This is a genomic window from Nostoc sp. 'Peltigera membranacea cyanobiont' 232, from assembly GCF_002245985.1.
Lineage (GTDB): Bacteria > Cyanobacteriota > Cyanobacteriia > Cyanobacteriales > Nostocaceae > Nostoc.
Genome location: NZ_NOLK01000071.1, coordinates 25,260 through 38,282, shown reverse-complemented (window position 1 = coordinate 38,282; position 13,023 = coordinate 25,260). Strand labels below are relative to the sequence as shown.

11 protein-coding genes are annotated in these 13,023 nt (G+C 40.0%); 3 read left to right on the top strand and 8 right to left on the bottom strand.

From position 1 onward, the window contains the following. Positions 1 to 271: 271 nt before the first annotated feature. Positions 272 to 1,276 (top strand): aromatic ring-hydroxylating oxygenase subunit alpha, encoded by a 1,005-nt coding sequence (locus tag CDG79_RS22310; protein ID WP_094344081.1) that lies wholly within the window; start codon positions 272 to 274, stop codon positions 1,274 to 1,276. Positions 1,277 to 1,428: 152 nt separating this feature from the next. On the opposite strand, the gene ftsH4 is transcribed toward CDG79_RS22310, so the two are convergent. The 3 genes from ftsH4 to CDG79_RS22295 all read right to left on the bottom strand — a co-directional run bounded on the left by ftsH4 (position 1,429) and on the right by CDG79_RS22295 (position 4,759). Next, the gene (gene ftsH4, locus CDG79_RS22305; protein ID WP_094344079.1) at positions 1,429 to 3,294 is read right to left on the bottom strand and encodes an ATP-dependent zinc metalloprotease FtsH; all 1,866 of its coding nucleotides are present in this window, start codon (positions 3,292 to 3,294) and stop codon (positions 1,429 to 1,431) included. A gap of 93 nt (positions 3,295 to 3,387) precedes the next feature. Next, positions 3,388 to 3,573 (bottom strand): DUF2949 domain-containing protein, encoded by a 186-nt coding sequence (locus CDG79_RS22300; protein WP_094333402.1) that lies wholly within the window; start codon positions 3,571 to 3,573, stop codon positions 3,388 to 3,390. A 739-nt stretch (positions 3,574 to 4,312) separates the two neighbouring features. Continuing rightward, positions 4,313 to 4,759: a TOBE domain-containing protein gene (locus CDG79_RS22295; protein ID WP_094333401.1), complete on the bottom strand. Its 447-nt coding sequence runs from the start codon at positions 4,757 to 4,759 to the stop codon at positions 4,313 to 4,315. Positions 4,760 to 5,148: 389 nt separating this feature from the next. Here CDG79_RS22295 and CDG79_RS22290 point away from each other — a divergent pair, with 389 nt between their 5' ends. Then, the gene (locus CDG79_RS22290; RefSeq protein WP_094333400.1) at positions 5,149 to 5,946 is read left to right on the top strand and encodes a hypothetical protein; all 798 of its coding nucleotides are present in this window, start codon (positions 5,149 to 5,151) and stop codon (positions 5,944 to 5,946) included. Positions 5,947 to 5,973: 27 nt separating this feature from the next. Here CDG79_RS22290 and CDG79_RS22285 read toward each other — a convergent pair whose 3' ends face one another. Then, complete coding sequence (locus CDG79_RS22285; RefSeq protein WP_094344078.1) at positions 5,974 to 6,528, bottom strand: acireductone dioxygenase; 555 nt, start codon at positions 6,526 to 6,528, stop codon at positions 5,974 to 5,976. Positions 6,529 to 6,751: 223 nt separating this feature from the next. On the opposite strand from CDG79_RS22285, the gene CDG79_RS22280 reads away from it, so the two are divergent. Beyond that, complete coding sequence (locus CDG79_RS22280) at positions 6,752 to 8,197, top strand: deoxyribodipyrimidine photo-lyase, 8-HDF type (RefSeq protein WP_094344077.1); 1,446 nt, start codon at positions 6,752 to 6,754, stop codon at positions 8,195 to 8,197. Positions 8,198 to 8,378: 181 nt separating this feature from the next. Here CDG79_RS22280 and CDG79_RS22275 read toward each other — a convergent pair whose 3' ends face one another. From CDG79_RS22275 to CDG79_RS22260, 4 genes are all read right to left on the bottom strand, one after another. Then, positions 8,379 to 8,897, bottom strand: a complete 519-nt coding sequence (locus CDG79_RS22275; protein ID WP_094344076.1) for a hypothetical protein — start codon at positions 8,895 to 8,897, stop codon at positions 8,379 to 8,381. A 182-nt stretch (positions 8,898 to 9,079) separates the two neighbouring features. Continuing rightward, complete coding sequence (locus CDG79_RS22270; RefSeq protein ID WP_094344075.1) at positions 9,080 to 10,057, bottom strand: hypothetical protein; 978 nt, start codon at positions 10,055 to 10,057, stop codon at positions 9,080 to 9,082. A gap of 148 nt (positions 10,058 to 10,205) precedes the next feature. Next, entirely contained in the window at positions 10,206 to 11,426 is a 1,221-nt protein-coding gene (locus tag CDG79_RS22265; protein WP_094344074.1) for an MFS transporter, read from the bottom strand. Between the two features lie 723 nt (positions 11,427 to 12,149). Further along, a complete protein-coding gene (locus CDG79_RS22260) occupies positions 12,150 to 12,950 on the bottom strand; it encodes a hypothetical protein (RefSeq protein WP_094344073.1) in 801 nt (266 codons plus the stop codon). Positions 12,951 to 13,023: the final 73 nt, after the last annotated feature.

Here is a 13,023-nt window from a genome sequence, read left to right as displayed (position 1 = left end):
CAAAATTAGGTATTGTAGGGTGTGTTAGAACGAAGTTCGTAACGCACCATTGTCAAGGATTTGGCGCGTTACGCTGTCGCTAACGCACCCTACGTATCTGTTCAAAAATCAAATATGATTCGTATAGGACTAATATCTGATTTTTGAATAAAATTTCCGATTAAACCTTATAAAATTGGCTTTCCAGTCTCAAGATATTTTCAAAAATCAAATCCGAATCCTACTATTTGCCAAAAACAAGAAAGTTCAAATAATTATCTATCAAACCATTATGCAAATCTTCAATAATTGGAATGTAATTGCTAAGGGTTGGTATATTGCCTGTTCTAGTCATGAAATACCAAAAAGAACAGCAAAATCTGTAGACTTATGTGGCTATAAAATTGCCATTTTTAGAGGTGAAAATGGGCAAGTGCGGGCTTTGGATGCTTACTGCCCTCATTTGGGTACAGATTTAGGGATTGGAAAGGTTGATGGTAATTGGATTCGTTGTAAATTTCATCATTGGGCGTTTGATGAAACAGGTATTTGTCAAAATATACCCTGTCAATCAGAAATTCCTACTCAAGCTAAATTACAAGCTTATGCAACAGAGGAAAAGTATGGATTTATCTGGATTTATCCAGATACTAAAGCACCAGAAAAAGTGGCTGATTTCGATGAGCTAAATACTAAAGAAATTGTTACACAAGCTGATATTGCTTTTGAAAGAAGTTGCCATCATCATATTTGTATGATGAATGGGATTGATGCTCAACATTTAAAAACAATTCATCATTTAGATATCAAAATGGATCTGTCACTACATCGCAGCGACTTAGGCACGCAAATTGACTTTACAATGCGGGGACAATTTCCTCAAACTACCTTTAGAGAACAATTAGGTCAAAGATTTCTTGGTTCTACATATCAGTATTCAATGCGTTATGCTCATGGTTGCATTGGTTTATTAACAATAATGAAAGATGTCCGGCTTTTTCCCCCACTATATATGATATATGCTTATACTCCAATTGCCCCTGGAAGAACCAGAATTCAACCAATTTATGTAACTGAAAAACGTAAAGGTATTGTGGGATATCTGCTAAATCAGTTTTTGCTATTCTGTACTCGCTTGGCTTACTATATGCTCCGAGATGAAGATGGCAAGATTTACGACAATATTCGCTTTAATCCGAAGTTGCTCCTTAGTATCGATCAGCCATTAGCTCAATATATAGAGTATGTAAACCAGCTAAAACCGTCTCGATGGTCAAAAAATAGAGATATAGAATAGTAAGCTAATCGGCATTTAAGCTGCATAATATATGTCTGGCTGCTGGATTATCACTAACCAACAACAATTTTGTGGTTATTTAATCGTGGTTAGCGCTTAATGCAAAGGGACGCAAAGCTATACTCTGCGTCCCTCTGTGTAGAAATTACAAATTACGAATTAGCTACGGGTTTAACCTGACTCAGCAAACTGTGTAGTTTTTCGCCTTCAATGACTTCTGTTTCTAAGAGTTGAGTCGCTATCGCTTCTAGCAAGTCTCGATTCTGTCTGAGAATCTCTAGGGCTTGTTCGTGCGCTGTTTCCACAATTTCCTTGACTTCACTATCAATGGCTTTGGATGTGTCTTCACTCACCGCCCGCCGGGGATTAGCCCCACCATTACCCAAAAACATCGATTGTTGACCTTGTTGGTAAGCCAATGGCCCTAAGACTTTGCTCATCCCATAAGATGTTACCATCCGTTCTGCCAAGTCAGTTGCTCGTTGCAAATCGTTAGAAGCACCTGTTGTAATACTGTTAAACACAACCTCTTCGGCGGAACGTCCACCTAATAGAGTTGCAATTTGACCCCGCAATTCTGCTTCATTCATCAAAAAGCGGTCTTCAGTTGGTAATTGCAGAGTGTAGCCCAAAGCAGCCATCCCACGGGGAATAATCGAAATCTTTTCTACACGACCGTTTCCTGTGGTTAGCGCCCCGACCATTGCGTGACCAACTTCATGGTATGCAACAATCTTTTTCTCAGTCTCGTTCATCACCCGACTCTTTTTCTCTAAACCGGCGACTACCCGCTCAATTGCTTCAGCAAAGTCTTCTTGAGCAACGCTTTCACGTAGATTACGAGCAGCTAATAATGCGGCTTCATTGACCAAGTTTGCCAAATCTGCGCCAGCAAAACCAGGAGTCCGAGTAGCGATCGCTCTTAAATCTACATCATTTCCTAATTTTACCTTTTGAGCGTGAATCTTGAGAATTGCTTCCCGACCAGATAAATCAGGACGGTCTACCAGCACTTGGCGGTCAAAACGACCTGGACGCAGCAATGCGGAGTCAAGGCTTTCGGGGCGGTTGGTAGCAGCTAGTACAATCACTGTTGCATCCCCAGCCGCAAACCCGTCCATCTCCGTTAGTAACTGATTCAGGGTTTGTTCTCGCTCATCGTTACCACCGTAGAAACCGTTACTGCTACGAGATTTACCGATCGCATCTAATTCATCAATGAATATAATACAGGGAGCCTGTTTCTTTGCCTGCTCAAACAAATCCCGCACTCTGGAAGAACCGACACCGACAAACAATTCCACAAACTCGGAACCAGAGATGCTAAAAAATGGAACTCCAGCTTCTCCTGCTACGGCTTTTGCTAAAAGTGTCTTACCAGTACCAGGAGGCCCAACCAACAACACACCTTTGGGAATCCTCGCGCCAATTTGCGTAAAGCGTCCTGGAGTTTTGAGGAAATCCACAATTTCCACTAACTCAGTTTTCGCTTCTTCTACCCCAGCCACATCTGCAAAGGTAATTTTAGCTGATTCGCCTTCAACATAAACCTTAGCTTTACTCTTACCAATAGAAAGCGCACCTTGGGGGCCACCGCCACCACCACGAGACAGAAAGAATTGCCAAATCCCAATAAAAATCAGTGGTGGAATCACCCAACTTAACAGGGTTGTAATCCAAGTATTTTTGGGTGGAGGTGTAGCAGCAAACTCAACTCCCTTTTGTTCTAGCAGTTTGGGTAACTCTAAATCAAAGATTGGTGTAGTTACAAACACCTGTCCCGGCTCGGCATTTTCTGTTTTTAGTTCGTAGAGAATCTGGTTTTGACCAACAGAAACCCGATTGACTTCCCCTTCTTGCACTTGATGAATAAACAAGCTGTAAGGAACACCAGTCGGGCCAGAAGCAAATAAACCAGGCAAAAATAAATTTAACAGCAGGAATAGCCCTGATACTGCCAGTAATATATTAGCAACGATCCGAAACCGAGGTGATTTAGGTTGTTCTTTAATTGCCATAGATGTTGTTACCAATCCTTAAAATGAAAACTGTTGAGAATGTGACTTTGTAGAAAGTCCACTATTTACCATTCAAATAGTTGAAGCAACAGCTTATACTGTTTCCAACCAATCAAAAATTTGGGATAACTGATCCAGTGTTACCAGTCCATACTGCCAGAGGGTCATAGCCAGAAAGTTGGGAGTCTGCTCGCAATGTCGCAAAGCAAGAGAAATTGCTCCACCAGAAAGACCCAAATCTTCTTCTAAAAAATGCACCAATTTATCTGTAGCTTTCATCGCAATGTTAAATAATGTTAGTTAAGTCTTATTTCTGACAGAGCTTGACTTATGCGGTCTAAAGTCCAGACCGCATAAATAGTTTTCCTGTTTGTCTTGATTGTTAAGCATACTAAGGCTTCTCATAATTTCTCCCGTTTAGCAATGTTTGTTTGCAGCATTTTTTTATTTATGTAACTAAACTTAACAATTAAATTAATCTTTGGGAACTAACAAGCAAATACGGTTTACCGTACTCAAAGACTTAACACCACTGGAAATGAGAAAACTTTAATCAACAGAAGGCTGTTAGGGACTTCCAACAAATAGAATTACCCCACAAGAAGTAGTTGAGTATTTTTTATTTGGAAGTCCCTTAAAGAAGATGCAGAGATTGGGAAATGCAAAGATAAATCCCCATGTCTTTTTCTATACTTCCGTGTTATATTCCTTTCCCAGCAATGATTTATATCTTTTAGATACATACACGAGATGTGTAAGTAAGTCGGTGGAAATAAACCAGACTATCTTACGAAACGTAAATAGGCTTGAAACCCTTACTAGTGAAAAATGACAAAGGACAGCCCTAGCCAGTTATCTTTAATTACACCGCTCTACTTACAACGGGCTATTCAGTGGTGCAAAAACTTTACCATATATTCCCTTTGGATCTGCGACGCTGAATAGCGATATATACTCAATTTATCTTGAAGTTTTCCCAAATCAAAAATTAATACCCAACGCTTAAAATCAATGATTTTTATTCTCTAGCAATGACAATATCGTTAGATTTAATGACTGCATAAGCTTCTTTTCCCTCAGATAGTTCTAACTCTTCTGCGGAAGCTCTGGTGATAATTGAGGTTAATTCTACTTTATGAATAATCTCCAAAGTTACCTCACTATTAACTGCTCCATAAACAACTCGTTTAACAACACCTTTAAGAATATTGCGAGAGCTAACTTTTAGTGATTTTTTTTGAATACTACTTTTTATATCAGGCTTTTGAGTGTAGTAGATATCTTCCTGTTTTTCTTGCTGAGTTGGTGGCGATATTGGTGCTGGCGAATGCTGAGTGAGACTACGCACGAGTTCTCGCAGAATCTCAGTCTTGGTGCGTTGAGATTGTTCGCAGAACTCCTCTAGAATCTTCCGTTCATCCTCTGAAGTTTGAAATGTAACCCATCCTTGTTCTTTTCTTGGCATAATAATATTATCAGTTTTGGTTATCTTGGTAAAATTTTACCAAGTATTAATTCGATATGTCGTTTTAGTAATAACATTTTTTTTGCGATAAATTTCGGAATTTTTAGCGAAATTAATCAACTAATCCGATCCAGATAACTACATAAATATTTATTTTTTTATAGCTGCAAAATCTTTTGTTACTTGAAAACATCAAAGCGTCACTATACTTTATACTAACTAGGATGGTACGAGCTAAGTCTATGGTATTTGTTGAGATAGCGATGCCTAGATTGAGCTACGCCTATGCAAAGGTAATCTGGCAGAAAACCCTACAGGCGTAGGCGTAGCCCGTCGCAGACATCGCATGAGTGCCATAGAACGATCTAACATGAGTTCACAACCGGGGGATGAAACACCTAAAATCGCGTTCTCAAGACCTGCGGAGTTTATTTGAGAACAATATAACTATTGAATACGTGGCAGAACCCCTCAAAGCTATGCCAGCTGATGCAGAGGTGACAGAAGTGCTGCATTGGATGCAAGCACAAAATTTTGATGTTATCGGCGTTGAGACGGGAGATATTATAAGTGGTTATGTAGAACGCTCTAGTTTGATGCAAGGCAAAGAAGGCAAATGTAGCGACTATCAACGAGTGTTTCATCCCAAAGAACTAATAGCTATTTCTACCCCACTGATAAAGTTACTACCTATCCTACAACAAACTCCGCGATTGTTTGTTTTAGACTGCAATCAGGTAAGTGGGATTGTTACCTGTGGCGACTTGCAGAAAGCACCCGCGCGAATGCTACTCTTTGGCTTGGTAACGCTGCTAGAAATGAATCTACTGCGACTGGTGCGGATTTACTATCCCCAAGATTCTTGGCAAAAAGTCCTCAAACCTGAGCGTTTAGAAGTTGCTCAACGGCTATGGCGAGAAAGCCAAGAAAGAAACGAAGCTACCGATTTGTTAGATTATCTGCAATTCTGTGATAAACGAGAGTTGATTTTAAATCAGCCAGAACTTCTCGATCGACTCGGACTAAAATCCAAGCGGTTTGGCGAACGTTTCCTCAAATCTGCTGAACAGTTACGAAACCGATTAGCTCACGCTCAAAATTTAGTTACTGGTTCCTCTTGGACAGAGTTGATTTCTCTAGCAGAAGCGATGGAAAAACTGTTAATTCACTGTGAAGAAGTTGAGTAAAGTAGTCAGCTTTTATAACATTAAGCTTTAACGCGGCTTGTTGAGTGAATCGCTCACTTGAGTACCTGTATAATTGGGAACCCAACCTTCAGCGATCGCAAAATAGCGTACCGCTTTGCAATTTAACGATGCAGTCGGGCTGCACCAATGCTCAACGTCAGCAGGGATGTAGAGATAGTCTTGTGCCTGAACTAAAAGCTGGACTTGGCTGCCATCGGGTCGCACGAAGCCATAAATCATTTCTCCTACCAACACGTAGAAGGGTTCAGTCGCAGGATGAGTGTGGTAACGGCCATAAGTTGCTATCAAATGGCGAAGATTAAAGGAACCTGGATGTATATTTAGCAAGTCACACCAGATAGTGCCATTTTCTTGCTGAAGAAACTCAAAAACGCTGTTATGGAGTTCTACACAATAACGTTTCTCAGACTCAGTTAAAACGTCCTGGTCTAACAGATTGGGGAAGAGTAGCGATGTTCCTGGGTCGTAGTGTCTGAGTTGAACGCCAAGAGGCGCAAGTTCACGAGCTATTTCGCCTAAATCACTCTCAATCGTACCGTCGTCAAGTAGTAGGTTAGCCATGACAAAAAGACTAATTAACTGTTAAGAAGAGTATACTCTTTTTTGAAACAAAAAGCCACTATCCCGATTGACAAACCGGGGTTTTATTTTCCCATGATATCCTGTTAATTTGATTCACCTCCAATCCCCAATCCCCATCAACAAAAGAAATTTATCGCCAGAATGATGTTCATTGGTACCACTAGCATCTAAGCTAGTACGGGTGAACTATATGCAGCATAGAATGTCTGACTTAATTCTGTTTTGGCATCGGCGCGATTTACGCATTTCTGACAATACGGGACTGGCTGCGGCAAAACAGCAGAGTCCGAAGGTGGTGGGCGTGTTTTGCCTCGATCCGCACATTCTGGAACGGGATGATGTTGCTCCGGTGAGAGTAACTTATATGATTGGCTGTTTGCAGAAACTCCAAGAGCGATATGCTGAAGTTGGTAGCCAGTTATTAATACTCCACGCTAATCCTGTACAAGCAATACCAGCTTTAGCAGAGGCATTAAATGCCAAAGCTGTTTTTTGGAATTGGGATGTAGAACCTTATTCTCAAGAACGCGATCGCAATATTATAAATTCCCTCAAAGAAAAAGGCATTGAGTTTCTTAACCAAAACTGGGATCAAATCCTCAACTCCCCAGATGAGATCCGCACCGGTGGTAATAGTCCTTACACTGTTTACACACCCTTCTGGAAAAATTGGATTACCAAACCGAAAGCGAACCCAGTAGAAAAACTACAAAATGTTGAGGGGTTAACGGAAGCTGAACAGAAAACTGCAAAATTTGCAGGAGCGATCGCATTACCTTCAGCAAAAGATTTAGGGTTTATTTGGGATGAACCATTAATTATTGCACCGGGAGAAGCTGCGGCGCAAGAACGATTAGAAGAATTTACTTATAAAGCTATTATTGAATACCAAGAACAACGAAATTTCCCCGCAGTTGACGGCACATCGCAACTGAGTGCAGCTTTAAAATTTGGCGTAATTGGCATTCGCACCGTTTGGCAAGCCACTATAGAAGCACTAGAAAACAGCCGCAGTGAAGAAACAGCAGTTAATATTCGCACGTGGCAACAAGAATTAGCTTGGCGGGAATTTTATCAACACGCAATGTATAACTTCCCGGAATTAGCTGATGGTGCTTTTCGCGACACCTTTAAGAACTTTCCTTGGGAAACTAATGAAGAACATTTCCAAGCTTGGTGTGAAGGAAGAACTGGCTACCCCATTGTAGATGCAGCAATGCGCCAGTTAAACGAAAGCGGCTGGATGCACAACCGTTGTCGAATGATTGTTGCTAGTTTTCTCACCAAAGACTTACTAATTAATCCCCAATTGGGAGAAAAATACTTTATGCAGCACCTGATTGATGGTGATTTATCTGCTAATAATGGCGGTTGGCAATGGAGTGCTTCTAGCGGCATGGATCCCAAACCTGTGCGGATTTTCAATCCAGCTAGTCAAACACAAAAATTCGATCCAGAGGGGGAATATATTCGGCAATGGGTGTCAGAATTGCGGTCTGTAGATACAGAATATTTAGTTACTGGTAAAATTCCACCTTTAGAACGTCATGCTGTTGAATATCCTGATCCAATTGTGGATCATAAAATACAGCAACAGAAGTTTAAACAGCGTTATCAACAGCAAAAAAATATTAGTAGTGGTGAGTAAAATTGTAAGTTTTTTAATATTTAACTAAGTACGATATGGTAATACAATAGGAAGGTTATTACGTTCCATCTTATACCAATTATTTGTGAGCTTGCACAGAATATTGAAGACTAGAATCCTTATCTGGAAAGAGTTAAGAATACAGCTATTCTATGCATCTTCACATAAAATTGGTATTAAGTTAATAGTTGAAATACCACCACCAATGAGAAGGAGGGATACCAACAGGAATTTGATCCTGAGTGGGAATATAACACTCAATCTCATTTTTCGACTTGATAATTTGGTCGAGTTCTTCAAGATATTCAACTTCATAATAGTGAAAGGACTCTTCAAAGCAAGTATTTTTATATATTTCCTTGAGTACTTCAATGCAAGAACGCTTATAGCATACTACGAGCCATTCATCATCATAAAAGGTGAATAATAGCATTCTCTCTAGGTCTGCTATAAAAATCTCAATTTCTCTGGATATAAAAACTAATTTTGCTGCACTCTCGCTTAGATAACATTGAAATTCTACATCTGATTCAATTCCTGGTTCAGTTTTTATATCTGTGTATAGCTCCATGATTCTACTCATAAACTCCTTAAATTTACTTTTATATTCAAGATTTTCGTCACCTTTCTCTAGCGTTGTCAAAATTTCATTTAGTTTTTCAAATTTTTGGTAAAGACTGATTTGAACTCTTTGGGACATTCGAGTTTATGCTCTAAGCATGATTTATCTTATACAATCTGATAATAAAAGACATAATTATGGACACTTAAAGAATATTTCAATTATTTAACATTTAGAAAAAATAACTTAGATGAGTTGTTTTTTTCTCATTTCACAATTTAGCTTGCTGGAGTTCAACGAGTTACAAAGCTAATATGATGTTACGTCTTGACAGGTAAACGAGAAATCGTCCATAAGATGAGCAGAAAGATTAAGTAAATTGCGCCAACTAGCCCAAACTCAATCAAAGGAATATAGGTTACTTCATAAATTCTGCCCAAGCCGCGTTCAGTCAGTCCATAAACCGCCAGTACACTCATTAAAAAGGCTCCGTAGATAGTACGTTTAGTCCAGATACCCAGAGGTAAACCGTGAAGTTGAGTCAGCACGAGAATGCCAAGAAAACCAAAGAGAAATGTTGGCCACTTGCTTTGTCCTAGCATCAACGACACAATCACACTATGTAAAACCACCGTTATTTCCAAAAAGAATGTCCACCAACGGTTTGTATGAGCGCGGTTAAAGATCAACGACGATTGGAGCAGAAGCAAGAACATATAGAGAAAACCAATTAAGTGCCCCACAGTCGCTTCCATTGGATGATACCAGAAGGTGTAGATGGCGGCGAAGGAGAAAAAGTAGCCGTGGTACAGCTTGATAATTTGCAAAAACTGTTGATGGAATGGCACAGAATTGCCAAAAAACAAACCGCGTCGAGGCGTTTCTAAAATCAGTACGAACACCAGTAGGAGGACAACTGCACCTTGAGATGCCCAAATTGAAGTATCTTGAGCTAAAGCATCGTACCAAATATAGGTCTGGAGGAAGTGTAAAGCGATGAATGCACCGTTAATGGCAAGCATGAGGTAATTAATCGGGTGCAATGCTGATTTGTATTTCAACTGCGATCGCTGCGCCCACAAGATACACGCCCAGATGCTAAACTGATGCCCAAGGTACATACCCCAAGCCGTCGCTCGACTCCAAAAAGTCGGTTGAGGAAGCTTCCAATAGTACCAGTTTAATCCTTGGTCAGGAAGTTTGATGATACTTGCAGGAATGCTCCCACCGATCCAAATTGCATAGGTGAGGAGGATGCTTATAAAAATGCCTAAAAATAATACTCGGCGACCTGTCATATTAATTCGTAATTCGTAATTCGTAATTATTAATTCTTAATTAAGACCTTGTACGTCACGGCGGAAATAAGCCACCCATTTAAAATCGCTAGACATCCTACAAAATCAGCGTTCTTTCTTTTTACTTTTGCCTTGTTGTACTAGATTGTCAGGCGATACGCTCTGTCTTGACTTCATATACATTTTTAGTCACTCGAAAACTAAGAGTCAAAGCTACTAGCATTACTAAAGTTCCACTTAAAAAAGGAGCATAAATCCCAAATTTCATAAAACTAACTCCTGCCCACGTTGGCCCACCGATGCGTGCTAAGGCAGAGCAAGAACTGGCAATTCCTAATATTTGCCCTTGCTCTTCTGGGGCTGTCATCTGGGAAATTAGACTATTCAATATTGGTTGGCTAATACTAATTCCTAATGCCACAAGTGTAGTAGCGACCAACAACAAAATTAAGCTTTGTGAAAATCCAATTAGTAGTAATCCTAAACCTAACCCTAATATTCCCAAGATAAGTAACTTGATTTCACCAAAATGTTTCTTGAGGAATCCGATTAGTCCTCCTTGAATTATTGTGCTGACAATCCCCATGAAAGCAAAAAGATAACTAGTTTGTTGAGGGCCCCAGTTTAATTGCTGCTTAGACCATAAGGCCAATGTAGAGTCCATAGCTGCAACCGCAAAGGTTACTAAAAAGTAGATGCCTACGAGCACACAAAACTGTGGACGCTGCGACAGTTGTAGTAAGTTCAGCCGTCGCTGACGGTGGCGATGAACTTGGATTTTGGCTTTAGTTTCAGAATTTAGAGATTCTGGAAGTAACATCAAAGCACAAAGCAACGCTAATAAAGAAAATCCACCTGCAAACAAGGATGGTAGATGAAAGTTAGCGTTGTTCGGATCTGACCCAATCAGCAGACCTCCAATCGCTGGGCCGAGAATGAAGCCAAGACCAAAAGCGGCTCCGATTATGCCCATGCCACGAGCTCGATTAACTGGTGTGGTAATATCTGCGATGTACGCCTGAGCGGTACTAATATTTCCTGCCATAATCCCCGCAAGACTACGAGCCAGAAACAACATCCATAATGAATTGGCAAAGCCTAAGCCTGCGTATGCAATTACAGAACCAAATAGAGTCAGTAATAAAATTGGACGACGACCGTAGCGATCGCTAAATCTGCCCCATAATGGTGCAAATAAGAACTGCATTAAAGAATAAATCGCTACAAGCAGAGTGGCTTCACTCGGTTTTGCGCCGAATTGTTCAGCATACAAAGGCAGTATCGGTAGAATAATTCCGAAGCCCAGCAAGTCTATAAATACAGTCAAAAATAAGACAAATATAGGCCTGCTATTATTTTTGCTCTCCATAGTGCAATTCCCTTTTATAAAAAATATGTGTAACTTGGATTGGTTATATGCACAGCAGGGAATGCTCGATCGTAAAGATTCATTGAGTGCGATCGGCAATCAGTTCAAGCAAAATGCGTGAATTTGAGCGTGGTTGAGCGAAATAGCGTGAAACAAACCCATTATAAAAATTAAGCCAGTAATGCTACTAATAAAAGCAACTACGATCTCGTGCTTCCGTATAGCTTTTTGTATCTTAGCTTCTATGATGTGTTCTAGTTCTTTGTATGACATTGACTTTAATTAGATTAAAGATAAAAATTGTGTGGAACTTACTTCTGACAGAAGTTGGAGTATGTCTGAAACTTCAAACTTCTTCAATCATGAATTATTTCGACACCGTGGTAGTGTCAAAATAATTCCTAATTGATAATGAATGTTAGCGAATCTTGCAAACGTCATTATCAATTACAATCAGTGTTAGGTGATTTCCGGAAAATAAATTACCCGATAAAGCAATTGAGTAGCTCTGATTCCCTACTGGGAAAAGGACTCTTTTAACTGACCCGGTAATTTATTATTCAGAAATATCCTTGGCTCTGGACTCATCACCGATAGCGATTCGAGAAAGCAAGTCCGCAACCCCTCCCTACGCGCAGCGTCTTGTATGGAGTGTCTTGCAGACCACCCAATCAGAGACTTTGGTGCGGGCTGCTAACCTCTTCAATTACTAATTTAGTAATTTTAGTAATTATTTGGCCAAGTGCGTTGACGTAGTTTCAAAACAGCACCTGAAACACCAAAAGCTAATATCGCCAAGGTGTAAGTTGATTCGGGAACTGCAAGAATGCTTACCTGATTGATGGCCAAGCCAAATTGGGGAGCAGAACTGCTAAAAACGAGTCGTGAGATGTTTGGAGTGTCGCTACGAATCCCCAAGAACACTGCCGAATTATCTAATGCTAAGGACGAAATATTTGGAACTGAAAAACTACCCAAAAGGTTATTGTTGCTATCAAAAGCGTTGATAAAAGTTTCAACTTTTAATTTACTAGTGTCTATAGCTATTTGAGTCCCAGCGCCAAGAACAGGCTGGGCAAAACTAATCGTCAAAGGCTCACCGTTTCCCTGAGTTCCAGGATCGGGAGTACCAGGAGGAAGAGGAATAAAACCTGTTGGATCTATACCTCCAAAGAGAATAAAATCGCCTGGAGCAAAGTTACTGCGAATTCCAGGGGAAGGTAAAGTTTGAAAGACAAACGGTGGAGTAACCCGAGGATTATTCGTTGGAGCTATATTTATATCCAACCCTAAACCACCTTGGGATGTTGCTGAAAAAGAGTTAGGTAAAAAGACAGAAAAATCAGGGGCAGAGGGATTGAATACTTTACCTAAACTTCCCCAATTAACTAGATCGTTTCCTCCTAAAACAGCGCGTTCAGTTACTAAGAATGTAGCTGCTTTAACTGGTAATGGAAGAACCGTTATTATAGCTGTAATTGCTGGTAAGTATTTAACAGATAATTTAAATAATTGATTTACCATAGAATACCACAAGGCTCACTCCTGAATTACTAAAAAAATAATATCATTAAAATGGAATAATTCAACACTCAGG